Origin of the sequence: Neobacillus mesonae, from assembly GCF_001636315.1 — a bacterium.
In the GTDB taxonomy this organism is placed as follows: Bacteria; Bacillota; Bacilli; order Bacillales; family Cytobacillaceae; genus Neobacillus; species Neobacillus mesonae.
This window is the reverse complement of record NZ_KV440949.1, coordinates 3,579,345-3,604,065: the sequence shown is the minus strand read 5'-3', so window position 1 is coordinate 3,604,065 and position 24,721 is coordinate 3,579,345. Positions and strand designations below refer to the sequence as shown.

General features: G+C 34.5%; 19 protein-coding genes and 1 riboswitch. Of the genes, 6 read left to right on the top strand and 13 right to left on the bottom strand.

Annotated elements, in window-relative coordinates:
* Positions 1–113: 113 nt before the first annotated feature.
* The 4 genes from A6749_RS16735 to A6749_RS16720 form a co-directional block, all read right to left on the bottom strand.
* Complete coding sequence (locus A6749_RS16735; protein ID WP_066392314.1) at positions 114–2,168, bottom strand: peptidoglycan D,D-transpeptidase FtsI family protein; 2,055 nt, start codon at positions 2,166–2,168, stop codon at positions 114–116.
* 121 nt (positions 2,169–2,289) lie between these two features.
* Positions 2,290–4,086, bottom strand: a complete 1,797-nt coding sequence (locus A6749_RS16730; RefSeq protein WP_066392310.1) for a BlaR1 family beta-lactam sensor/signal transducer — start codon at positions 4,084–4,086, stop codon at positions 2,290–2,292.
* Positions 4,086–4,472, bottom strand: coding sequence for a BlaI/MecI/CopY family transcriptional regulator (locus A6749_RS16725; RefSeq protein WP_066392304.1), 387 nt, complete (start codon positions 4,470–4,472; stop codon positions 4,086–4,088). The genes A6749_RS16730 and A6749_RS16725 overlap by 1 nt, the downstream gene beginning before the upstream one ends.
* Before the next feature lie 195 nt (positions 4,473–4,667).
* Positions 4,668–6,494, bottom strand: a complete 1,827-nt coding sequence (locus A6749_RS16720) for an APC family permease (RefSeq protein ID WP_066392300.1) — start codon at positions 6,492–6,494, stop codon at positions 4,668–4,670.
* A 164-nt stretch (positions 6,495–6,658) separates the two neighbouring features.
* Positions 6,659–6,801: riboswitch (cyclic di-AMP (ydaO/yuaA leader) on the bottom strand.
* A 141-nt stretch (positions 6,802–6,942) separates the two neighbouring features.
* Between A6749_RS16720 and A6749_RS16715 the strand changes: the two genes are divergently transcribed.
* A complete protein-coding gene (locus A6749_RS16715) occupies positions 6,943–7,062 on the top strand; it encodes a hypothetical protein (protein WP_066392296.1) in 120 nt (39 codons plus the stop codon).
* A gap of 373 nt (positions 7,063–7,435) precedes the next feature.
* Here the strand turns inward: A6749_RS16715 and A6749_RS29415 are convergent, their stop codons facing one another.
* Positions 7,436–8,047, bottom strand: a complete 612-nt coding sequence (locus tag A6749_RS29415) for a CBO0543 family protein (protein ID WP_066392292.1) — start codon at positions 8,045–8,047, stop codon at positions 7,436–7,438.
* Positions 8,048–8,166: 119 nt separating this feature from the next.
* On the opposite strand from A6749_RS29415, the gene A6749_RS16705 reads away from it, so the two are divergent.
* Positions 8,167–8,295: a hypothetical protein gene (locus tag A6749_RS16705; protein ID WP_066392290.1), complete on the top strand. Its 129-nt coding sequence runs from the start codon at positions 8,167–8,169 to the stop codon at positions 8,293–8,295.
* 80 nt (positions 8,296–8,375) lie between these two features.
* Here the strand turns inward: A6749_RS16705 and A6749_RS16700 are convergent, their stop codons facing one another.
* The 3 genes from A6749_RS16700 to A6749_RS16690 all read right to left on the bottom strand — a co-directional run bounded on the left by A6749_RS16700 (position 8,376) and on the right by A6749_RS16690 (position 11,702).
* Positions 8,376–8,975, bottom strand: a complete 600-nt coding sequence (locus tag A6749_RS16700; protein WP_153043072.1) for a nitroreductase family protein — start codon at positions 8,973–8,975, stop codon at positions 8,376–8,378.
* 240 nt (positions 8,976–9,215) lie between these two features.
* Entirely contained in the window at positions 9,216–10,568 is a 1,353-nt protein-coding gene (locus tag A6749_RS16695; protein ID WP_066392277.1) for an Ig-like domain-containing protein, read from the bottom strand.
* 282 nt (positions 10,569–10,850) lie between these two features.
* Positions 10,851–11,702: a hypothetical protein gene (locus tag A6749_RS16690; RefSeq protein WP_066392267.1), complete on the bottom strand. Its 852-nt coding sequence runs from the start codon at positions 11,700–11,702 to the stop codon at positions 10,851–10,853.
* Between the two features lie 512 nt (positions 11,703–12,214).
* Between A6749_RS16690 and A6749_RS16685 the strand changes: the two genes are divergently transcribed.
* A complete protein-coding gene (locus A6749_RS16685) occupies positions 12,215–12,634 on the top strand; it encodes a very short patch repair endonuclease (RefSeq protein WP_066392260.1) in 420 nt (139 codons plus the stop codon).
* Between the two features lie 170 nt (positions 12,635–12,804).
* Here A6749_RS16685 and A6749_RS16680 read toward each other — a convergent pair whose 3' ends face one another.
* The 5 genes from A6749_RS16680 to A6749_RS16660 all read right to left on the bottom strand — a co-directional run bounded on the left by A6749_RS16680 (position 12,805) and on the right by A6749_RS16660 (position 21,689).
* Positions 12,805–14,652: an AIPR family protein gene (locus A6749_RS16680; protein WP_066392258.1), complete on the bottom strand. Its 1,848-nt coding sequence runs from the start codon at positions 14,650–14,652 to the stop codon at positions 12,805–12,807.
* A gap of 6 nt (positions 14,653–14,658) precedes the next feature.
* Positions 14,659–15,678 (bottom strand): PD-(D/E)XK motif protein, encoded by a 1,020-nt coding sequence (locus tag A6749_RS16675; protein ID WP_066392256.1) that lies wholly within the window; start codon positions 15,676–15,678, stop codon positions 14,659–14,661.
* Entirely contained in the window at positions 15,671–18,364 is a 2,694-nt protein-coding gene (locus A6749_RS16670; RefSeq protein ID WP_066392253.1) for a Z1 domain-containing protein, read from the bottom strand. The genes A6749_RS16675 and A6749_RS16670 overlap by 8 nt, the downstream gene beginning before the upstream one ends.
* Complete coding sequence (locus A6749_RS16665) at positions 18,345–19,829, bottom strand: ATP-binding protein (RefSeq protein WP_066392249.1); 1,485 nt, start codon at positions 19,827–19,829, stop codon at positions 18,345–18,347. Before A6749_RS16665 ends, A6749_RS16670 begins: the two co-directional genes overlap by 20 nt.
* A gap of 93 nt (positions 19,830–19,922) precedes the next feature.
* Positions 19,923–21,689, bottom strand: coding sequence for a DNA cytosine methyltransferase (locus tag A6749_RS16660; RefSeq protein WP_066392246.1), 1,767 nt, complete (start codon positions 21,687–21,689; stop codon positions 19,923–19,925).
* A 704-nt stretch (positions 21,690–22,393) separates the two neighbouring features.
* Between A6749_RS16660 and A6749_RS16655 the strand changes: the two genes are divergently transcribed.
* From A6749_RS16655 to A6749_RS16650, 3 genes are all read left to right on the top strand, one after another.
* Entirely contained in the window at positions 22,394–22,675 is a 282-nt protein-coding gene (locus A6749_RS16655) for a hypothetical protein (RefSeq protein WP_066392238.1), read from the top strand.
* Between the two features lie 452 nt (positions 22,676–23,127).
* A complete protein-coding gene (locus A6749_RS28440) occupies positions 23,128–23,280 on the top strand; it encodes an acetolactate synthase small subunit (protein ID WP_161487154.1) in 153 nt (50 codons plus the stop codon).
* 406 nt (positions 23,281–23,686) lie between these two features.
* A complete protein-coding gene (locus tag A6749_RS16650) occupies positions 23,687–24,721 on the top strand; it encodes an ABC transporter permease (protein ID WP_066392229.1) in 1,035 nt (344 codons plus the stop codon).

Below are 24,721 nucleotides of genomic sequence, written 5' to 3'. Positions count from 1 at the left end.
TCCTCCTTTCATCAATTTTGATTACATGTGTAATATTCGATTGCGAAAAATACTACAAATGTAGTATTAGGATACACAAATAATACTACATTTGTAGTAGATAGATGTCAACCTCATTTTGTAGTTGGTCGTCCTTTTTCATTAAGATCAAAATATGCCCGAAAAACCCGTTGGCTGATGATATTAGCTGCACTGTGCGGCTGAGCATAACCATCACGGTAGGCATTTGGCACAATAACAGCAATGGCAATCTCGGGATCATTGAATGGGGCATAACCAGCAAAAGAAAGATTCCAAGTCTTCACCCCATTTTTATAAGATTCCGAGGTCCCAGTTTTACCAGCGGCATTGTACGGTTCGTCTTTAAAATATCCTCTCGCTGTTCCTTTGGAACCATGGGTAACCAGCCAAAAACCTTGTTGAACCCTCTTAAGCATCTTCTCACTCATATCCACCCGATTCAACATCACTGGTTCAATTTCATCGATTACGTTGCCCGGTTCATTGCCATTCATATTGGGTTCACGAATCTCCTTCACCAATTGGGGCTTCATCCGGAATCCTCCATTGGCAATCGTTGTAATATACTGGGCAATTTGCATTGGCGTATAGGTATCTAATTGTCCGATGGCAATTTGAAAGTAGGTGCTTGGATTGGTACCTTTAATTCCCGCTGTTTCATTACCAAAGCCAATACCGGTCGGGATGCCCAAGCCAAATTGGTTAAAATAATAGCGGATGGTTTCAATTTTTTTCGGATTGATATTCAATGTGCCATTGGGGACATATTTGCCTCCCATAATTTCAATGGCGGTTTTCCACATATAAACGTTTGATGAACGCTCTAATGCCTCTAATTCGTTAATTCTGTTCATGACTTGGTAAGAGGAAAAGGTTCCCGACCCCTTAAATCGCATGATTTCATCCAGCTCGATTTCCCCGAAATCCCTTACACCCGTTTGGTATCCAGTTAATACGGTGGCTCCTTTTACAACGGATCCCTGTTCAAACGCATAAGTGAAGGTTCCCGGTGTAAAATCTGTAAACTCCCGGGACTCCCTGTTATACACCTTTCCTGCCATGGCAAGAATTCGGCCGGTTTTCGGTTCCATTGCTACAACAAAGGCAGTGTCAAGCGTATCCGTATTCGGCTTTTGGATTGCACGGACTAACTCTTCCTGCATAATTTTTTCCACTTGGTCTTGAAACTCCATATCAATGGTCAGAACAATATCCTTGCCATTCTTCCCTTCCGATACAGTCTCTGTACTCACCACATTTCCATTTGAATCTGTCACTGTTTTCACTATTTCCTTTTGCCCTTGCAACACGCCATCGTACAGTTCTTCAATATAACTTTTCCCGACACGGTCATTCAGTTCGTACCCTTTAGCCTTATAGTAATCTACCTTTTCTGCCGGGAGACCTTCATCTGCACTCGTTACTTCCCCGAGCATATTCCAAAACGTTTCCCCATAGGTGCGTCCCCTTTTCCAATCGGTCGAAACATCCACACCCGACAGGTTTTCCAGATTTTCATTGACCTTCGCATATTCTTCATCTGTTACATTTTCATTTTTGATAATTGTCGGAGTTAAAGCGATGGCGGACGAAAGTTTCCGATAGATAGCCGCCAGGTTTTTGTCCATTGCCATGAGATCGCTCTCTTTAATGCGGTTCAATTTTAATTTATATAAATCCTTGTCATTCAGCTTTTCCTGTTTGTATAATTTCTCCTCTTTTTTTGTGATTAAATCCGTGCCATTGTTATGTACTAATAGCCAGATATCCTTCAAATCCCGATCAGTCACTTTATTGATCTCTTTATCAGTCATGACCAGAAAGGCATTTAACTTTTTGGCCAGTTCCAGCAATTCACCCGGCTGCGGATTTTTCGGCGGTGTATAGATAATCGCCTTTTCTGAAATATTGTAGACTACTAACTTATTATTCGTATCAAATATTTTTCCACGTGGGACGGAATAGCTGACGGGTGTCACATCTGTCTTCTTTGCTTGAGCAGCGTAGGCTTCTCCTTTAATAATTTGGATAACGCCAAGGCGAAGAATCAGGATAGAAAAAAGAACAAAGACCATGAAAAAGAGACCATTCAGTCTCCATCGGATTTGGTTTTTTACTATATTTTCCTTCTGCTTTTTCTTCTTCAAAACACATCGGCCCTTTCATACTGGGTAATTTGTGTACAAGATAGTTATAAATACTACAATTGTAGTATTTATAACCAAGAAAGCCCCAAAAAGGAAGAGTAAACCTTTCTAGGGATAATTATTAATAGATCTTTTTATGGTGCAGGATCTGCTTGGCAATTTCCACTGCCTTACTTCCTTGGGCTTGACCATCCTTATTTTGAATATTAATGGCAAAATAAAAACGATCATCACCTTTATCGACAAAGCCAATAAACCAGCCATTTACATTCTTTCCATTAATCGTTCCGGTTCCCGTTTTACCATACAACCGCCCGTTCTTTTGCACATCTACTAAAAGTGCCTTCTTTACCGTTTTGATATTTTCCGCTTTAAACCCCCATTGATTTTCTTCTAATTGGTATAATAATTGGACTTGTTCAATGGGTGATATTTTTAAGGAAGATTCCATCCAGTAACTATCCAAATTCCCAGAAAGATCTTCATTCCCGTATTTTATCCTGTGAAAATAATCTTGCAGCGGCTTTCTCCCTACCTCTCGATCCGTATTCTGGAAATACCAATTCACGGATTGGCTTAAGGCAGTCGCTAAATTTTGATTTTGGTTCCATTCCGGAAAGGGATAAATTTTCCCATCCCATTCCTGTTTATTGCTATTCAGGGAAATCACATTGGATTCCAATGCAAATAAGGCCGAATATATTTTATAGGTACTATCAGGAGAAATCCTCTGTTCACTCATCTCTCGATTAAAAATTTGATATTGATTTTTAGAGGGATTATATAAAACAAAGCTGCCCTTGTAGCCCTTAAAATAGGAGCTTAGATCTTCATAGACCGCATTCTTCCCGCTAAACTGATACACATCATCTGGGCTGGCAATAACAGTTGTAATTGGCGCAAGGAATAGCACAACAATTCCTAAAACAGCACAGATGACCTTGCTTTTCCATTTCAATAATAGAGAATCTCTAGAGTAGCCTGCAATGTACAGAATTCTTTGTTTGATTTGTTTTTTTGTCCCACCTATGCCTGGAGTAAACTGTTCAAGGGTACGATTATATTTTTTTTCAGCAAAACGAATGATGGTATGCCCATATTCGATATATCCGCTCTCATCCAAGAGATTTAGAACAGATGCATCACAGGCCAATTCTCGATCCATTCGTATCCTTTTAAGCGCATACCAGACGCATGGGTTAAACCAATAAATAATATGAACCATCCACATGACGTAATTCACGAACAGATCTTTGCTTTTATGATGGTGCAATTCGTGCAAAAACACGTATTTTAATTCATTTAACGAGAAGGCTTCCCTCGTTTTGCTTGGTAAAATAATTAAGGGCTGAAGAATCCCGAACGTGATCGGAGAAGAAATAAGAGAGCTCTCCCGCAGCCGGATGTTTCTTTTCACCCCAACCATCTCTTTGCACGCTTCTAATAGTTTATTCAGTTCTTGGTTTTCAACTGCCGAAGCCGACTTTTTGATTTGATAGATTTGGTAGTTTGAATAAACAGCAGCCCCAACAAAAAGAACCACTCCAATGACCCAAACTGTAAAAAATGTATGGTAGACGAAATCAGGCGCTGCCTTGTTTACCGATACAGCGAAATCATGTAATATATCGCTGTTTGACGCCTGAGAGGCATCTACTCCATTCATCCTTTCACTACTAGATGGCGCTTCTCTATGAAAAGTAAGTAAGCTTTTTAAATAGTGAGTTCCTTCTCCAAGACGAAAATGATTCCATGGTAAAAGGGCAGCTAGTGTTGGAATGCAAAGAAAATACCATATATGATAATGTGCTTTCACTGTCATATGATGGTTTAATAGCTTTTTGATTAACAGAATGATGAAAATAAGGAGGGATACCACGATTGTACTGACTAAAATCTGCAGCAGCATGGTATCCATTATTTTTCCCCTTTCTTATCTCTCATGGATAATATTTTCTGTAATTCCGAAATATCTTCATTCGATAACTGATCATTTTCAATAAAATTTAATACCATTGAATTTATCGTGCCACCGAAAAACTGCTTCAGAAAGGATTTACTTTTTTGCTCAACAAATTCGTGCTTTTCTACCAGTGAAGTATAAATATACACTCGCCCATCTTTTCTTGCATGCAAGGCTTTTTTCTTAACTAGGCGCGCCAGCATGGTGTGAATGGTATTTGGTTTCCAATCACTCTTATTCGAAAATTTCTCCACTACCTCAGGTGTCGAAATCGGCTCATAGTACCAGATAACCTTCATCACTTCATATTCTGCTTCTGATATTTGTGGAATCTCCTTCATGATACCCCCCCTAACTTTTACAACTGTAGTATTTATTATAGCAAGAAGGTTCAAATACATAAAGGATATTTGCGGTTTTTAGCCTTTAGTAATTAATCCCTAATTTTTACTAAGCTCCATTAAAAAGAAAGCGACTGCTCCACTGGAACAATCGCCACAATTTCAAAGAAGGGGGCTGCTTTATTGCCCCTCTTCTTATTTTTTCAAATGGTAAGGAACTGTTGCTACCACTACATTTCTTCTATAAAGTAAGAAGGTTCGAATGAGCAAACTTGATTGGTTGTGAAGAAAATTGTGCCAGCCTTTTTTGGGGATAAATTGTGGAATAACAACCGTTACCCGATAATTCCCTTCGCTGGCTTTATGCTCGACAATATCTACAAATTTCCTCAGCGGGTTGATGATACTTCTGTAATAAGAGTACAGTGTCACCAGTCTTACGTCAGGCTGCCACGTCTTCCATTTCTCTTCAAACTGCTTCTCAGCTTCTCGATCAAATGCTACATATACCGCAATAATTTGGTCAGGTGAAAGAGATTTAACATAATTTAAGGTATTCTCGACGACATGAGTCATACCCGCAACAGGCACGATCATGACATTGCCCTTGATCGTGACAGGCGATTCACACGTTTTAAGGCTAAGCTGGTCTCCAACAGCTTTATAATGCTTTCTAATTCGATGAAAGAGGTAGACAATGATCGGTAGAAAGATTAAGATTGGCCATACCTGTGAGAATTTTGTTATCAAGAAAATGAATGTAACGGTAAAGCTAATAGCGGCACCCGTTGTATTAGCAATAAATTTGGGAACCCACCCTTTGGGCTTTTCCCGCAGCCATTTCACCATCATGCCTGACTGAGACAAAGTAAATGGCAGAAAGACGCCAATTGCGTACAGCGGGATCAAATGCTCTGTTGTTGCATTAAACACAATGATTAGCAGGATAGAAGCAATTCCTAGGATGATGATGCCATTTGAATATCCTAATCTGTCCCCTCTAATCAGAAACATTCTTGGAATAAACTTATCCTTCGCAAGATTCACTGCCAGCAGCGGGAAAGCGGAATATCCAGTGTTCGCAGCAAGGATTAAAATCAATGCTGTCGTTCCTTGAATAAAGAAATAAACAAAATTTCGCCCGAAGGTTTCTTCGGCAATTTGCGAAACAACGGTCACCTTTTCACTTGGAGAAATCCCGTAATAATAGGCTAAAAATACAATTCCTGAAAACAGAATGGCAAGCAGCGCCCCCATTGCCATTAATGTTTTCGCTGCATTTTTTGGAGCAGGGTCTTTAAAGTTCGGGATCGCATTTGATATCGCTTCAACCCCAGTTAAAGCGGAACTTCCTGAAGCAAATGCCCTTAAAAGGATAAACAAACTGATTCCAGCCACTGGTGTACCGATTGGGGTGTGTAATTGCGGAGAAACCCCTCCCGTTACAATTTTATATATACCCACAGCAATTAATATAAATAAAGCTAAAACGAATAAGTAAACGGGATAAGATAAAACGGAAGCAGACTCGGTTACTCCTCTTAAATTCAAAATGGTGATAAAGATGACAAATGTAATCGCAATTTCCACATTATAGCCATGTAAAGCAGGAAAAGCAGATGTAATCGCATCAGTCCCGGAAGACACACTCACGGCAACAGTCAGTATGTAATCCACCAATAGTGAACCACCAGCTATTAAACCTGCGTTTTCACCTAAATTACTTTTTGAAACGACATAAGCCCCGCCCCCATGAGGATAAGCATAGATGATTTGTCGATAAGACAATATAAGGGCTGTTAAAAGAATGAGTATACCAACTGCTATAGGAATCGAGTACCAAAATGCTGCTGAGCTGATCGTAAATAAGACGATCAAAATTTGCTCAGGTCCATATGCAACAGATGATAGAGCATCAGAAGAAAGGATGGCTAATGCTTTCGTTTTGTTAAGTTTTTGTTCTCCCAATTCATGGGATTTTAAAGGCCGTCCAATTAAGAGCCTTTTTATAGATGAAAACATTAATTACTCACCGCCAAGAAAGTGTATCAATACATTAGTTGTTCCCTTATCAAAGATAAATTCTCATAAGGAAGAAAAATTTACACGAATAAAAAAAAGTGCCTGCAAGTCACATAAAATAGACCTGTAGACACATCACTTTACGAATGTCACAAGCTCCACCTTCCTTCTCAATATAACGCTTACGAGGTTAGCTGTCGGATTCGGACCTTTGAGTAGCCCTACCATGAAAGGATTCACCCCTTGGGTCAGTAACAACCCACAAAAATGGTTCCCCCGTACCTAATGGTTTCAGCGATTTAGAAATTTGAAACTGTGAATATATTACTCCTATGCTTAGCAATTGTAAATAAATTTTTTCAAATGATTAAAGTGGATGGAAAAGGAAAGGTTAGTAAAGTGGATAGCTTTTAAATAATCATTCCGTTCGAAGCCTAAGGAGGATGACATGCACAAAGAAAAGAATCCCATCATATCGGATGAATTTTTGGATGAGATAGTGAAAGAAATCAACCAGCTGTACGGTGGGCCAACGGAAGAACAAATCATGGAGGATGAAAATGATTAAATGAAGTTACACTACCTGTTATAAAAACCTCATATGTCCAAGAACATTTCATAATAAGTATGCGGGTTTGTATTTTCTGAAAAATTAATCTATTTTTGTTGAAGGATAGGTTATTTTCCGGGAAATCTTTTACGGGTATCGACAATGTTTTCCTATGAATAGGTGCTTATTTGGTTGTACATTTAAATTTCTTATCAATCATTTTAAAATTTTCTCTCCCATCACTTATAAAGTTTTTAGACAAATCCCGATTTCGAATTAAATTATAAACAACTTATAAATGTAAGTAAGCCAAAAATACGCAAGTAAATCTTCTTGCATATTTTTGGCTCTTTATTTTAATGAAATAAGGGGCAAATATAGAGGAATTTAATTATAAGAATTTTTTCCTTGTAAATAATTCATCCAAAAATGTATGGTAGTATAAATCAACTAATGGTTGAAAAAACCTGGAAAAGTGCATTATTTTTAATGGAACCTTGAATTTAAAAATAAAATAAACAGTTGAACACAAAGATAGGAATAATGAAAGTATAGGTCGTTTAGTAAATAAATGACTGTACAAAAACATCTTAACGTATAATATTCCTGACCAAAAAACATTCCAACCATGAGCATAAAGAATTAAATGTTTTTTGTGAATGAAATATTCAACTGCAGAACTTATTGTAAACCAACGTACAAAGTAAATAAATTGCTTAAAAAGTGTATTTGGCATCTTGCTTAAGAATACGAGAACAATTAACGGAGTAACGATCACTGTATGGACTATTCTAATAGCCAACCAGTTTACACCGTTAGGAATAAACTCCCAAACGAGATGTCTTCTGCACAGTAAATAATATAAGGCATTAATTAAACTAACGTAAACCATATTTTTATAATACTTAGGAATCTCACGCCAAGAACCTTTCAAGATCGTTATTAAGATAACGCTTAGTACCAAAACACAATGCCTATTTCTAATTATTCGTTTCCTTCTCATTTCAAACCTCATTAGATAATAATTAATCTTAGTAAGAGGTTTCCCTAAAGTAGATATTTTGTTTCTTAAATTTGTTTACTTTTAAATAATCATTTCGTTCGAATCCTAAGGAGAATGACATGCACAAAGAAAAGAATCCCATCGTATCGGATGAATTTTTGGATGAGCTAGTTAAAGAAATTAACCAGCTATATGGGGAGCCGACAGAAGAACAATTTAAGGAAACCATAGATTATGATGTAGAGTAATTGCCCTCTACTTTTAAATCTTAAAAGAACCAGTTTCAATTAAGGAAACTGGTTCTTAAAACTAAAAGAGACTGACACTATTATTTGTAAAATTTCACACGATTTTCAAGTGGTTGGAATTCTTTTTCTCCTGGTGTAGCTGTTGGATTACCAAACGGCATTTGCGCCATAAGTTTCCAATTATCAGGGATATTCCATTCTTTTTTCACTTCATCATCAATTAGTGGATTATAGTGTTGTAATGATGCTCCTAATCCCTCTGCTTCCAATGCAGTCCATACAACTAATTGGTGCATACCTGATGCTTGGTTTGACCAAATTGGGAAGTTATCAGCATATGAAGCAAATTGTTCTTGAAGTGATTTCACGATCGCTTCATCTTCAAAGAATAATACTGTTCCATAGCCTGCTTTAAAGGAATCCATTTTTTGTTGAGTTCCTGAAAAATCTCCATCCCCAACCACTTTTTTTAATGTTTCCGTTGTAATATCCCATAATTTATTATGTGCTTCACCCGATAATACAACAAGACGAGCAGTTTGAGAATTGAAAGCTGATGGAGTATATTTCACAGCAAATTCTACAATTTCTTTAATTCTTTCATCCGATACCTGTACATCTTTATTAATTCCGTAAATAGAACGTCTTTCTTTAATGGCAGTGTAAAAATCTGTTTTCAACGCATTTGTCATAAAAGTATTCCTCCATTCAATAATCTCTAAATAAAACATCTTGAATTCAGTATAAATTTAAGCTTTTTATTAATCATTGTCAATTATCTTGCTCTTGAACTTCTTTTCGATTCCTCTTCTAGCTTGTCATTGCTCTTTTAATGCAAAAAAACTAATCGGAAAATTTCCGATTAGTTTTTCTTACTTATTAACATTATTCATTAAAACAGAGTCTTCTTTCTTTTACACTTATTTCACTTTTACTTTAACTTGCTTGGTATTACCAGCACGATCCTTAGCTGTAACAGTTAAGGTTGTATTCTTCTTTTGAGATTTAATTTTAAGTTTGAAATTACCTTTAGAATTAGCTTTTCCTTTTGCCAAAATTTTGCTTACAACCTTGACTGTTATCTCAACATTAGCTTCCGTTTTTCCGCTAACATATTTACTTGTTTTATAAACATTATTAACTTTTAAAGCAGGCGGGGTTTTATCTACAACAGTAACCGTTGTTGTTTTACTCATATTCTTGCTTTTATCAGCTGCTGTAAAATACAACTTTGTTCCAGCTTTTAACGGTTTAATAGCTAATTTAAAGTTGCCGTTTTTATCTGCATTTGCTGTCGCAAATGATTTGCTTCCATTTTTGATCGTAATCTTAGAATAGGCTTCTGCTTTACCAGAAATGGATTTATGATTATCGCCAATTTGATTCACTTTTGGTGCTGCAGGAGGAGTCTTATCCAATACCGTTATAGAAGTAACATCGCTTACATTGCCGGAAGCATCTTCAGCTGTAAAATTTAATTTGGTTCCTGCTTTAAATGGTTTCGCGAGACTAACTCTAAAGTTTCCTTTACTATCAACGGTCGCTTTTTTAAATAAAGTCGAACTATTTTTAATGGTAACGGTTGAATTGGCTTCTGCTTTTCCAGAAATAACCTTATCATTATCATCAACAGGGTTCACCTTTGGTGCAGCCGGAGCAGTGATATCCAGCATATTTGCATAAAGCATATATTGATCATAGGATGCTAGATCGTTTAGATTGGCCGCAGCGATATAATAAGTTCCAGGAGTAACTGGAATAATCATATAGTCAATCCCATCTTCATAGCCACTATCTTCGGGATAAACAACTTTTTCATTTTCATCAAATAATGCAAATCCTAAATCAGTATAATAATCTACTCGATTTAGAACACCAGCCAAGAATAAATATCCTGATTCCGTGATATCAAGTTTGAAGGTATCAAAGTCCCCTTCTCTAAACCTATTATAGCTAAAATCACCGATAATACCTTTACCCATTGTTACTTCGTCTGCCCAATCGAAAAAATCATTAGGTTCATTTTCTTGAATAAAGTCACTTTCTGTAGAAAGTTTGCCGTATCCCTGTTTGTTTTTAGAGTTTGGATTAAAAATTTTACCAACATTAATGTGATCAAACTTAGAATCTTTTTCTTCTAAACTATTAATCTTACTGATTTCCTTGACGGTCTTTTGAACATCCAAAGTTGGATTTGCCGCAAATGTGGATGACTGAAATCCAGTCATTAATAAAGCAGCCGCCATTCCTGCGTAAAGCCATTTCTTTTTCAACCCTGATCTCCCCCATTTTTAAAATACCTGCCCATACACAATCGTACCATTTTTTACAGTATTTGTATATTTGTTTTTCGTAATTACAGATTTTATTTTTCGCAATTAAGAACATTGCTCTTTCATATGAAATAAGTAAATATGCACCCAATCTAACAAAAAGAATTGGAAATCAATTTGGTATCATTTTGAAATCCGTCATCGGTCCTATTCATTAATATAAAAAATAAAAGCTGATTTAGAACCGCAATCAAGTGATAGGATTCAAATAAATGTACCGTCTTATAAAACACGACTTATTGCTGAATAAAGCAGACTTGTATAGTCGTTTTCTTCCTCATCCACATCGGTTTCAACTTGGATCGCCTGTTCGTAATGCTGGAAGAACTTATTTTTCAAAATACCATAGTAGTAAGCAATTGGATTATTAACGGTCCCAGTTAACTTGAGCTTTCGAATTAGCTGCCTAAAAGAATCGATTGCCACATCCAGCATTAATTCTGTTGCATGTGCTAAATCGAAACCGTATGCAGCAATCTTAGTCATGTGCCAATACTCTTCTATTGTCTTTGCATCAGTAAAAAAGTACTTTACCAGGTCTACAAAAGGTTTTGGAACACGGCTGCTAACAAAATTGTGATCTATTTTGATTTCGGATGCTGACGGTTGTTCTTTACGTTTATTATTCTTTTGTTCTTTTTCAGTTTTTAAAAGATTATTAGTTTCTTTTGGCTGGTCCATTATTTCCTGCTTAGGTGGTTCATATGAAGGAAAACGATTAAATATGTATAAATTGCTGGATTGTGAGCCATTTTTTCTTTCCGTTTCATAGACTGTGAAAATGCCTAAATTTTTCGCTTTAATGATCATCCGCTTGAAAGTAGATCGGGATATTCCGTTGTTATTATATTCTTTGTGAACCGCTGCTAGAACGGTTCCAATTTTAGCATTACAAATTCCAGGGATTTTAACCGCAAAGCGGACTAGGCGCTTTAATCCCATTAATTCTCCTTTTGAAAATTCAGCTTTATACTCTAACATCCATTGTTCGACATGATGATTGAATTCTTTTAGACTTTCAAACTGTGAAAACTTCTCAAATTGTTCAATAGAGCCTGATTTCAAATTCTTCATTATGAGCCACCCTTTCGAAACACAGTAACGTGTTTCCAATCTCGTTTTTTAGGAAGCAGGAGACCAATTCTGACTATTGCAAAGTCCATTTCCTGCACCTCTAAGATAGCGGGTTTAGAGTTAGTAAGCGAATGACGAAAAATCTATTTTGGAGCCAATTTTGATATGAAAATGCATTTTTTTCGCTTCAAAATGGTATTTTGAAGCCGTTTTTTGCAATTTCATTCATTTTTCATATCATTTTGCGCTGACTATGTAGGTTGATAGGCCTTAAGGAAGAGATGTACCGCCTTTTTTAATTAATAGTTTATGAACTAATTATTTTAGAGATTATTAGTAAGATGCTTTAAACAAACAATAATTTTTTGTTTGCTGCCTGAACGCCTAAGGTAATGAGCTGTACCGAGAAACACAAACAGCCGAGTGTAATTATTTTCCTTTACTCTGTTTTATATTTTCCACTTTTGGGTAAATATAATTATGTTAAATACTTTTCTGGGCGGCATATAAAAATGGCTGATAACTTAACAAAAGAACAAAGAACTAAAAATATGAAAGCAATAAAATCACAATCTGCTTTAGAAAATAGAGTTACAAAAGCACTCTGGAAAATGGGGTTCCGCTTTCGTAAAAATGCCCGATTAATCGGGAAGCCTGATATTGCTATAAAGAAGGACAAAATTGTTATTTTTATTGACTCTTGCTTTTGGCATAACTGCCCTCTTCATGGTAATATGCCAAAATCCAATAGAGAATACTGGGAAAAGAAACTTGAGAGGAACAAAAAAAGGGATATTGAGGTGACCAAATATTATCGTGATATGGGATGGAATATTTTAAGGGTATGGGAACATGAATTCAAAGAAAATTTTGATGAGGCAACAAAACAAATTGCAAATTTTATTACTATTAGTAAGTTAAAAAATTCCTAATTTAACTATAAAGCATTTTCAAAAGCGATTGATTTTAGATTGTATTATAAAAAGAAGGAACTTGCAAGGCTTCCTTACAGTTCCCCAAAATGTTCTTTCACAAATATACTTCGTACTATTAAAAGACAATTAAATCTAAAAATTTGAGATACAATTCTCTTTGGTATGACCTAAATCATCCCGCTTAGTACAACTGCTGATTCTTTAATAAAACCTTTCCAACAGTCTTCTTTTTTTGCCCATTGTGTAACGTTTTGATCACCAGCGGATTCTCTTAAATAATTTAAAGCATTTACAGCGATAACTTTTATAACATCTTCCCAATTATCAGAAAGTGCTTGTTGCTGCCATACTTCCATCAAATTTATTTCTTTTCCATATAAATGATTTAGCATAGATACAGTATAATAAATAACATTTGCTTTATAACCTTTTAAATTCATACTTTCAACTATATTAGTTACATATGCATTAATGATTCTTCTTGCAATAAGTCCCTTATAATAGTCGCTATCAATATCAAGGATACTTTTTGTTACTTCACCTTCATCATTTTTAACAGTACTTTGTTTCCAATATTCGCTATTCAAATCCATAAAACGTTTGAATGCTTCTTCTCCGCCTTTACTAGATACATGAGGATAGCCTTCCCATGACATAAAATATTTAGCCATCTCTACTTTTGTTATGACATTTTCTTTTGGATACATTTTTTTAAAAGCATTTTGTTCTTTCCCTTTTGATCGTCTACTAATATCAACCATATATTGTCCACGCGCACGTTCAAAATACCACTTTGACTCTTCTTTACGATTATCTTGTGTTGGAATCCAGACATTACGAGAAAAATTCTCTATGTTGGACATAAAACGTGTATTTGCAAGCAAATCTGATTTATTGATTTTATTTTGGGTATTAGCATACTCAGATATTTTTGCTATCATTTCATCTTCAAGAACATGACGATCCTTCTGAACATGGTCAATCTCTAATTCTTCTTGAATATTTAAAATAGTCAATTTTGCTTGTACATAAACTCCATCTAGATCAACTTTTTTCTTATAAGCTTGATGTATGGAGGCCGTTGTTTGACCACCATTAACAATTTGCCAACTTGTTAAAGTATTTATAGTATAAAGACTAGATTCTCCAATCTGTTTAATATCACCAGCTTTGGCAACACTTGAAATGCCATTATTATATGCAACAAATAATTCTCGTTGTCTTTCATCTTTTAGTGTATCTCGAATCCCTTTATTAGTTCCTCCACGAGCTTGTAAAAAAGAACGTACATTCCGTTCAACTAATTTTGGTCCCCAATCATCATATAGTTTTGCTAAAAGTTTAGCTGGTATTACACCGATATAGCAATCAATTAATCCTTTTTCACTATTATTAGGGACATGCATCATTTGCAAAGCCTCACCATAAACCGATTCAAAATTAATATCAAATTCTCGAATCCCCTGCTCAGCTTCTGATAGTTTAAAAATACGGTCCATATCCCAAACATGTACATTTACTGTTTCTACACCAGGTATATTTAAATCAATGGGCTTATTTGATAGATAGAACTTACTTGTAATAACATAAATATTTACTTCTTCTATTTCATCTTTTTTTTCTACGATCATTTTAGCTAAATCAAAATATTCCATTGAACGATTCGCTAATTGCAGAATTGTATCAGCATTCGTAAAGAAACGTTTCGCTTTATTCGCAAACTCCTTTAATGATGTCATATTAGCAACCGGCAATTCATCTTCTACTAAAAACGGCTCATATTCTACTACGTACAAGTTTAAAGTATTAATATCATCTTGATATAGATACCCATTAAGTTGGATCTTCAAATCTTTCTTGCTGAAATAAATTATAGCTGGCTCATCTTCAGCGTTTATATAAGGTAAAACTTCTTGCATAAAAGGCGTTTGCCGACTACCCGATAATCGCCCCTTTTGTTCAACACTATCAATAAATTCATAAAAAAAATCCAGCTTTCTTTTGGTTTCATTCATTAAGAATCATCCTTGTTTATTCAAATTAAATACATCATCTATTGGAACTTTAAAACTTTTACAATGTGATAAATCAATAGAGTATGAAACATTGTTAATACCAGTTGGCAAGTTTTTCGAAGTTAGTTTAGGAAATTCCTCAGTAGCAATATAACCTAATTCCTCATGTACAAAGAAATAGTTTTTATCATAATCATCACTTATTACACCAGCCTCCAATAGCAAATCCTTAAATTTCACTGCCAGAGACGGTGCCCTATTAACGAGCTGTTCTTCTATTGTTTCTATCATATTTTGAAGAGAGTTACCCGTGGAATCATTTACCTCAACCTTTAATACGTATAAAAACAATGTATCTATAACTGGATTAATTTCTAGCTGTTTTTCATTTGAAATTTTTATTTCATCTCTTATTTTTGGCGTTACAGTCTTAATTTCTACTCCACCTTTTTTAGATACAAAATCAATCCGGTTTTTTAATGGACCTTTCCAATCCTTAACAATCAATGGTGGCTCTTGCGGAAAAAATTCAAGCCATTTATTAATATAATAAAGTTCACCAAATAATCCCATTTCCTCTTCAATTGTTAATTTAGTATCCCATTTTTTCTTGAAAAAGTTATGCCATCGGTCTAAAACTTTATATACTACTGTATATAGTGACAACTCTTCTTTCATTAAAATATGATCTACTAAATTTTGCAGTACTCTTTCAAAAATCTCTTCGCTATCCTCTACTATTTGAGAGATTACTAAGAAATTTTTTTCTTTTAAAGGACCTATTTGTGAAAAATATTCTTGGCCAATGTCAATTCCCCGCCATTTTGGGAAAGACTTTAATTGTTCTTCCTCCCAATTTTCGCTTGTAATATCTATATAAATTCGCCGCTGTAAATTGATTAAATCAATACCAATTAATAAAAATGGCTCTTGAAAGTAGATAGGCTCTAAGCGGTAAATATCTTCTGATTCTTCATTTTTTGATTGTTCAATCAGTAACCTAAATCTTTCTGTGATATTAATCATTAGAGCCACCCTTTCCAACCGTATTGTTATATATATAACCTTCTTCTTTCTTTACTCTCCCCTTAGAATCAATAACTGGCACTTCTACAATATCTGGAAATGAGAATGCTAAACCAACCGGAACAAGATCCTCATTAAAATCTATATTTAACTTCTTAAAAGATTTGACTTGCGGATGTAATGGATAAACCAATAGCAGCGGGTTATCGTTCGCTCTCAGCTCTATATTTGCTTTTTTATCGGCCGTTCGATTTTCTATATCAATAAATTCTTGATTTGCTGCTACTATAGCACCTATGTCTACAACACCAATTCCTTTACTTTTATCCTGATCAATACTACGAATTACCGCGCTTTCAATCTGTATCTTACCAAAATTTACTTTCCATTGAGTAATCCCATTATCAATTGCCTTCTGGCTTTTTAGTGTACTTTTAGTCACATCTACAACAGCAACATTAAATTTTTCTAACAAGTTTTTTTTATTCATATTAAAAATATAATCTGCAATTTTTTTGCTATTAACAATTCGTGCTGAAGAAATAGTTCTATACTTTTTTAAAAAACCAATAATAATCTGACTAGGGATATTTTTGGCAATATGGTATTTCGTACCAATTAAACTTGTTTTAAATTGTTGTTCAATACTATTAATAAATTGAATCGTAGCCTCCATATTATTTATAAAGAATTCCTTATTTTTTTCAAAGCTACGTGTTTGCTGCATTGTGCCTGTATAAGAAATAGGCGACTCCGCATTACCCATTTTTGCTGGACTTGTAACTGTCATAGTGTTATGTGTTTTCATTTTAACTGCGTATTCTTCTGGTGTTAAACCCTCTTTTGCAATTTTTTCAAACTCCATTCTTAATTCACTCATGACAACAGCAAGATATTCGAAGTTTTCAGCAATATCTTCACTTGTATATATTCGACATAGATCCATATACCCGTTTCTGAAACCGAACCAACGTCCCATTTGCATTAGTGTGTCATACATTGAACTACCACGATAATAATATGAAATCGTTAAACCCTCTAAAGTTAACCCACGCGATAATTTATTCCCTCCAATTGCAATAACATTTAATCCGCTTTCTTTGAATTTATCATACTCAAGGGCATCTTCACTCTCCCCGTTTATCTCCATTACTTCAATCTTACCTACTATTAATTTAATTTGTTTATAGACTTCTTCCCATGCAAATTCACCTAATTGTTTTGAAGGTTCGAAGCTTTTTTGTACTTCAATAAAATCTTCTTCATATAGACTTTTAAGTTGGGGTATATATTCACTTTTTGAATTGTACAGTAAATCGTTTGATAATTTCTTATAGAACTCTTTTATTACAATACACATGGAGTCCTGAACATCTGTAAGCCTTGATGTATGGATCAACATTGAATTATGTTCACCAATCTGACCTCTTAAATTCCTAATTGCAACCGAAAGTAAAAATGCAAGTATGGCTTCCTGCATGGACTCGGGAACTTCTGTAAATAGGCCAGCATCATCTTTGGTTCTCAATTTATCTAGTATAGTAATATCATCTAAACTTAAGTACCTAATGAACATCGGTTTATTGTCATCTGTATAACCCGTAGTATTAAAATATTCATCAGGCCCACAATAACCGTCTGGTTTAGGTAATGCAATAACAAAATCTTTTGGATATAAATCCTTTCCTACCTCTTCATGATTTGCATCAGCTTTAATTAGTAAATTGGCAAACGGTGTAGCTGTATACCCAACATATGATTTTTTATTAAAAAGACTCAACAGATCTCTAATAAACTTATTAATTGTAGTAGGATTATCAGTATTTTTCCCTGAAGCGTCAACACTAGCTTGGTCTGCCTCATCATCTACGATTAAAACCGGCGGACTTATCTCTGAATGCTTAATACTGTTTCTCAATAGATCAATTAATGCAGGAAGTACATCTTTTTGCTTTTTTACAACTAGCAAAATTGGCTTATCTAAATTTTTTATCCCGATAGCATTACTAGTAGAAATGTCATCCTGTACCGTTGTCCATGTCTCAATTTGAGTGCCGCCTGTTTTAACGAGCGCAACACCCTGTTTTTCGCCAGTTATGTTGTCAACAGTACCAATAACTTCTCTTTCCAAACGTAATTGCGTTTGAGAACGTAAATCATTATGCATACCAGCTAAAACAATTATTAATTTGTAGCCGACATCAAAGGCCTTGTTGATTAACCCTGTAAAATTTGCTGTCTTACCCGATTGTACATGCCCTAAAACTAAACCTCTTTTATCAAATTCTTGACCACTTTTAGGATTTCCGATACTTTTTAAAATTTCATTTGTAGTTTCATCAATAGTCCCTACTGTATTACGTGACCATTTCTTTATCTCTATTAGATACTTTTCATATCTGGGCCAGAAATATGAGTAAGTCGGATGCCTATCGTCAAACCAGGGTATATTATCATGACTTCTAATTGAACCAGCTTTTCGCACATTTATCGAACCATATTTTGAAAAAGCCTCTAAAGATAGGCTTTCCCATACTTTTGAATCAATATCACCATAATCTTTAATTATCTTTTCCTGAGCTTTTTCCATTGCTGCATCTAACGGATTATCAAAACCAGAATTCTTAAAGGCTGTATATAAATTATCTACTGTACCTAGATATTCCTCACGTATTACTTGATACATTAAAATTCACTTCTTTCTCAAGGATAGTTTTAATTGTAGAAATCTCTATGCCTTCAAATCCGGCCATTATAGAGATTGTTTCGGCAACTTTTTCAATATCCAATTCAAACCCGGTACTAAATAAAATTTCCGCATAATCGATTACCAATTTCTTAGATTTTTCATCTATTTGCTGCTCGGCTTTTTTGGCCATATTGGAAGTTTTTAAAAGGTTATTTGGTGAACCTAACTCAACTAATTTAAGGTATAAGTTAATTTTTCTTCGTATATCTGTATCAACATCTTTAAGAATTTCATTTAATATGGGATGTGTCCTGTTTAAAACGTAAGAACTATTTACATCATCGGTCGCAAGCTCCCAGGTATTTAATGAACCTTTTATTCTCCCACCAGTTCGGGTTGCTTTTGTTCGATATAACATTATTTCCTGTGATACTTTCCTGTAATATTTTGCCACTCCATATAAATCTTGCTTTGCATCTTCTGGAATGGTAATTGTAGATTTCTTGACATCAATTTTCCAGTCATCATCTGCATCGTTTGTAAATTCAATTTTAATTCTAACGAGCTGCGACGCTGCATCCTTAGGAAACATACCAAACCAATCGCCAAAACTTACCATGCGATTTGCCCTATAAATATAAAAGCCTTGTTGATCATTCCATCCTTTTACCCCACCTGCGTATTTATAATCCACTTGATTAAAAGTAGATGGGTGTGGTAATACGTATGGGGTAATTCTAACTAGCTTTTTGTTTACTTTTATTAGTTGCTCTTCTCCTTCAATACGTCTTGGATTTCCTTCTAAAAATGGATTCCAAGGATATAAAGTGTTGCCGTTAATTGTAATTATCAAACCGTTCTCAAGTTTCACATGAAAGACCATCTCTAAATATCTTTGTATACGCCTTACTTTGGAATAATAACTTTCTTGCTTCAAAACTTTATGAGTACCAAAACCACAAAATCGGTCCAGTTTATCTATTAAAACAATTGTTCCACTCTTTCCCTCTGGTTGTCCGATTTTATCTCTTATTTCAATAGGAATTGATTTATACAAGAGCCATTCATTTTTACCACTAACATAATCTAAATCCCAGCATCGTTCAGAAAGTTTTCCATCCTTTTTTGTAATAACACATAATCGTTTTCCCATAGAAAATGACGCAGTTTTTAACCCCATTCCAAATCGTCCTAGTTCTTCCTTATCTCTTTGATCTCTAGGGTCCTTCGAGCCAATTGTCATTGCTTTTTGTAACTCTGTTTCAGTCATTCCTATTCCGTTATCTTCTATTCTTATAAAACCATTTCCCATATCATATTCAAATTGTATATGGACATAGCTTGTTTTTGCATCAATACTATTATCAACAATATCTGCGATTGCCGTTTGTGAATTATAACCAATACTCCTAAGAGCTTGAATCACAGGAGCTGCAGAGGGTTGTGTGTTTATTGTATTCATTTTCCCACCTAAATTTTTACTTTTTCTACTTTATATTATTCTAACAAATTGAAAAAGAAAAAACAGCAAACCATTTCAAATGGATCGCTGTTACTAGTGGTCTTTAAATTCATCTTTTAAAAATTTATTAGGTTTTTCCCCCAAATAATACAAAATCTGCTCAGCCATTGCTCTAGCCATTAGCGGCGGTACCGCATTACCAATTTGTTGATATTGCTTGTCTTTAGAACCTCTAAAAATATAATTATCTTTAAAGGATTGCAATCTAGCTGCTTCTCGTATACTTAAGGCAACTGCTTTTGTCGGATGCTGCCACATTGACTTTCGTACATTAATAACTGTTGGTGAAGGGGCATCATAGTCTAACCTCAGATATATAGTATTTTGAGTTCTAGAAGCGTCAGTGTAAGAAACTTCTTGCAACTCAGCGGACAGGCTATGGAAATTTTTCCCTCCAATTTGTTTAATTTCTTCAAATCTTTGTCTACTAAGCGGTTCGCTATCTGTATTAATATGGTTAAAAATTAAATTCCCTTTCATATCTGAGCGATAATAATTTTGCATTATTGTTTTATTTTTAACATTATACAATAACTCATTGTCTTCAACACTTTTGGTTGGACTAATATTTTCAAGATCACTTATGGCCGCTCTAACAGTAAGGTCTTTTTCAGTATATTTATTTGGAAACTTAATTTCTTTGTGTTCTGTTGAGCTAGATTTCACGCCCATAATCATAAATCTTTGCCGTTTCTGGGGAACATAGTAATGGTTAGAATAGACTGTTCCTGATGTTATTTTGTAACCTAAAGACTTAAAAAACTTTTCTAAATAAACAACAATATTATAAGATTTAACCGCAACTTTCACTTTTAACCTTGTATCCACAAGAACTTCCGGGCCAGCTATTTTTAATATCTTCTCATCTTCAATTTCTTTTAAGAATCTTAACAATTGATTAATTTCGATAAACCCTTGGAGATTATTTAACATTTTTTTGTTGTCAGTATTCTCTCCGTTCGCTATCTTTTCTAATGTTAGAATAGCTGTATTCACTATATCTTTCATTGTTTCCACAGTATTTAATTGGCCATAATCATATATTTTTAATGAATTAATTACGTGTTTAATCTCTAATAGTTCTTTTTTTTCTTTTACTGTGGTTGGATTATACAGATTTTTTTTCTTCAACTTACGGACTACACTTCTTATTCTCGAAAGTTCATTTTCACTTGTGATCAACGGTTTAACTTCTTCCATCCTTACAATTTGATTGATTAAATCTTTATATTCCACGTTATCTGTTTCAAGTAAAGTTAATTCATCTGGTTTCCAAAACGGCTCCTCAGAATTATTTATTTCCTGTAAATGTTGCTCAGAGCTATAAGCATAAATAGAATGATTCTTGTGCTCTGTTACAAAAAACTTGTGGGTGGTTGAATTCATTGTTTTAACATTTTCCATAAGAAAAGCTACAGGTCGTACTTCGTCTATTGCCCGCGCATACTCTTTTACGAGTTGATTATTTCCTGATATTAAATAATTTTTTTGTCTATTGGCATTTGAAAAACCTTGGCACGGCGGCCCGCCAATTACAACTGTTTTTAAAGGTTTTAATCCTTTCTTGTCCATAAAACCCTTAAAATCAATATTACTAATATTACTTACTTCGCTATTAGAAGGTTTAATTATTATTGATTCATCACTTTGATGATTATATATATATGTCTCAACAGCTGCTTTATTAATTTCGACAGCACCAACTATTTCAAATTTCCCTGTTTGCTTAAATCCGTTGCTTAAACCACCTGCACCTGCAAATAAATCTATTAAATTATACTTTTCCTCTTTCCCTTTCATTTACTCCCGCTCCTAATTGATACCTTATATATGCAGCATATTACATTAAGCCACAGATCACAATATTTAAGCAAAATAATTATCGAAATTTACATGTTATCATAATTAGATTCATATGTCATTGGTAATTGCGGTGAAAAACTAAATTATCATCTTGTTATTTATTACTTTCCAAATGTAATAAGGTTATTTTTATACATCCCTCAGACCATGTTAAATTACATGTTATGGTTATTATATAATAATCCTTTTGAATACTTTCCACCGAACATTAATCTATTGAAATTATACCATAATAGGAACATACATTCTAATAATGACACTAAAAATCAGTAAAAAAAGTTGAATATTATCCCAACAAAATTATGTAATATGAGAAATAACAACTATACAGTATCATATCAGCTTATATACGGTTGGGGGGTGAAAAAGGCACGGATTAATGATATTAATCGGAGAAAGAAATGCTGACCATAGGAGCATTGACCATGCAAAATATAGATATTAAAAAAAAATTGTCATTTCCCTAATAATGTCAAAGTTTCGCATAATTAGGGCGGTGAAAGGCACGTATAATCTATAATTAATTCACCGCGGATAACACAAGAATTAAAAGCACCTGCAAAAAGAAGATTGGTAGAACTATAATAGGGATAACATAAATATCTTCTCACCTAATTCACTAATTTTATGGAGTTTGAATAATGGGCAAAAAAAAGAAGAAAAAATCAAAAAAGAGACAAAAAGAAGATTTCGGAAGTGTGGAGTTTTATTGCAAAAAATGTGATTACACATTTGAAATCGATTGGGAAACAATATGGGACATACAGGAGTGTACGCACGGATATGTAGGATTTCATTTAAATAATACGTTTATCAGCTGTGAAAAATGTGGAGAAATTATCAATAATGATGAGACAGTGGAAACAGAAGTAATGTGGCCGAAGCAGCCGATAAAAATTAATGATGATGATCTTCCTTTTTAGATTGAAAATAGTGCCTGTCCTCCCTCCGGTGTTCAAACCTAAATACACCGTGGGATATGCACCACCTTTTGGCCATAGATCAATTATTTTAATGACATTGCGTCCTTTTAAAAAACCCCAATTACTTATGCTTACGGTTCTCCGTACCTGTTAAAGTGGCGGTTTTCAGTCTATTTAAATCTATATAAAAACCTAAGAATTTTGTCGATTAACCTTATTTTTTTATAACTTTTAATCAGATAAAACTTTAACCGATGATACGGCATATCCGCAAAAGCAGTCTTACAGATGGTTATGAGTCAAACAGTTAATGGACCAAATTCAAAACTCTGGTTAAACCATTTAGAAAACAACAAAAAAAATTATCCTTATTGGTATAACTATACCGTGGAAATGCTTTCGCCCCAGCACCAGAATTAGTATTATACAAAGAGGCGAAAGTAGTTTCAAAAGTGTCTGTAATCGTAGAAGCCGAGGATGATCATAAGTTCTCCCAGCTGGTAAAGCAAGTGAATAAACAAATCGATGTCCTTTTTGTAATAGATACAACAGACCAAAATGTCGTTGACAGAGAACTCGAATTGATTAACAAGATACTGAGATAAGCATTTGAACAGATACAATTAAATGGACTCTCGACATTTGGTTTTTATCAAACTCTTTTATAAAAATTTTATCCAATCGAAATAACAACCCCCACTTTGGTCAATCTTTTCAAAGTGGGGGTTTTTTTCTATATATAAACAACCTTTACAGCCTCTGTTATTTACTGGGATATATTCCCCACCAGTTTTTCAATGACTGCAAGAACCCGCATAATCTAAGTTAATTGTTTTCAGATCAGCTGTATAAACGCTATTGTTGTTAAATCCCTGATTCCATATTACCGGTCAATTGTTTTTATCCTGAAATCAATATATCGCGATAGCAAGAATCTGTAATTATACATTCATACTCCGTTCATATTGCAAGCATATACTCAAGAAGTACTAAAGAGATGGAGGCGAGAACATGAATATTGCATGGAAAGAAATGAAGAAGAGTAAAATAAAGTTTTTGATCTTAGGTTCCATTATTTTTCTAGTAAGTTTTTTAACATTTATCATTTCTGGATTATCAAATGGGTTATCCCAAGATAATGCAGCTTTAATAAAAGACCTGCCAGAAGGGCATTTTTATATGAATTCCAATGCGAAGGAGACCTATAATCTTTCAAAAATCGACGAAGGTTTGCAGAAAAAGATTCTATCTAAACAAAAAGATGCAGCAGCATTTTCTATTCAAATGGGTTTTGTGAACGATGCAGATGACCAACAGCATAGTGTAGCTTTTGTTACCTCAACTGACTCCACATTATTTGAAAACGTCGGTAAAGGAGAAATTGTCCTAGATCGTTCAATGGAAAAGGACGGAATTAAAGTAGGAGATATCTTAACCAATAATCAGTTCAATGGTGAATTTAAAGTGAAAGGTTTTGTTGATCAGAAGAAATATAGCCATACCCCTGTTGCCTATATCAATATGGAAAATTACAAGGAAATATACCGTGTGAGTGAGATGCAATTGGTATTCGTACCTGGAAAAGATAAAGCCGATTCTATCGCAGGATTACAGTCCTTTACAAATAAAGAATTCCTTAACACCATTCCGAGCTATAGCGCAGAGCAAATGTCGCTCAATATGATTATTTGGTTTTTAGTTGCCATTAGCGGCATGCTGTTTGCCATTTTCTTCTACATGATGAACGTTCAAAAAATTGGATTGTACGGTATCTTAAAAGCAATCGGTGTGAAAACTAGTGCTCTTTTCGGGATGATGTGGTCGCAAATGTTATTTATCACTACAGTTGCTCTTGTTTTATCGGTTGCTTTAAGTCACGGCTTTAATTTAATTGCACCTAACGGAATGCCTTTTAGTCTAACCCTTGGAACAACTGTTCAATTATCCATCATTTTCTTTGTCATTGGATTCATCGGCGCTACACTTTCAGGCATGCAAATTAAAAAAATCGAACCGCTACAAGCCATTCAACAAGGAGAGATGTAA

Excerpts from the sequence above, each read along its gene's own strand:
- A6749_RS16730 (WP_066392310.1), bottom strand. The coding sequence starts at position 4,086 with ATGGATACCATGCTGCTGCAGATTTTAGTCAGTACAATCGTGGTATCC.
- A6749_RS16725 (WP_066392304.1), bottom strand. The coding sequence starts at position 4,472 with ATGAAGGAGATTCCACAAATATCAGAAGCAGAATATGAAGTGATGAAG.
- A6749_RS16720 (WP_066392300.1), bottom strand. The coding sequence starts at position 6,494 with ATGTTTTCATCTATAAAAAGGCTCTTAATTGGACGGCCTTTAAAATCC.
- A6749_RS16715 (WP_066392296.1), top strand. The coding sequence starts at position 6,943 with ATGCACAAAGAAAAGAATCCCATCATATCGGATGAATTTTTGGATGAG.
- A6749_RS29415 (WP_066392292.1), bottom strand. The coding sequence starts at position 8,047 with ATGAGAAGGAAACGAATAATTAGAAATAGGCATTGTGTTTTGGTACTA.
- A6749_RS16705 (WP_066392290.1), top strand. The coding sequence starts at position 8,167 with ATGCACAAAGAAAAGAATCCCATCGTATCGGATGAATTTTTGGATGAG.
- A6749_RS16690 (WP_066392267.1), bottom strand. The coding sequence starts at position 11,702 with ATGAAGAATTTGAAATCAGGCTCTATTGAACAATTTGAGAAGTTTTCA.
- A6749_RS16685 (WP_066392260.1), top strand. The coding sequence starts at position 12,215 with ATGGCTGATAACTTAACAAAAGAACAAAGAACTAAAAATATGAAAGCA.
- A6749_RS16680 (WP_066392258.1), bottom strand. The coding sequence starts at position 14,652 with ATGAATGAAACCAAAAGAAAGCTGGATTTTTTTTATGAATTTATTGAT.
- A6749_RS16675 (WP_066392256.1), bottom strand. The coding sequence starts at position 15,678 with ATGATTAATATCACAGAAAGATTTAGGTTACTGATTGAACAATCAAAA.
- A6749_RS16670 (WP_066392253.1), bottom strand. The coding sequence starts at position 18,364 with ATGTATCAAGTAATACGTGAGGAATATCTAGGTACAGTAGATAATTTA.
- A6749_RS16665 (WP_066392249.1), bottom strand. The coding sequence starts at position 19,829 with ATGAATACAATAAACACACAACCCTCTGCAGCTCCTGTGATTCAAGCT.
- A6749_RS16660 (WP_066392246.1), bottom strand. The coding sequence starts at position 21,689 with ATGAAAGGGAAAGAGGAAAAGTATAATTTAATAGATTTATTTGCAGGT.
- A6749_RS16655 (WP_066392238.1), top strand. The coding sequence starts at position 22,394 with ATGGGCAAAAAAAAGAAGAAAAAATCAAAAAAGAGACAAAAAGAAGAT.
- A6749_RS16650 (WP_066392229.1), top strand. The coding sequence starts at position 23,687 with ATGAATATTGCATGGAAAGAAATGAAGAAGAGTAAAATAAAGTTTTTG.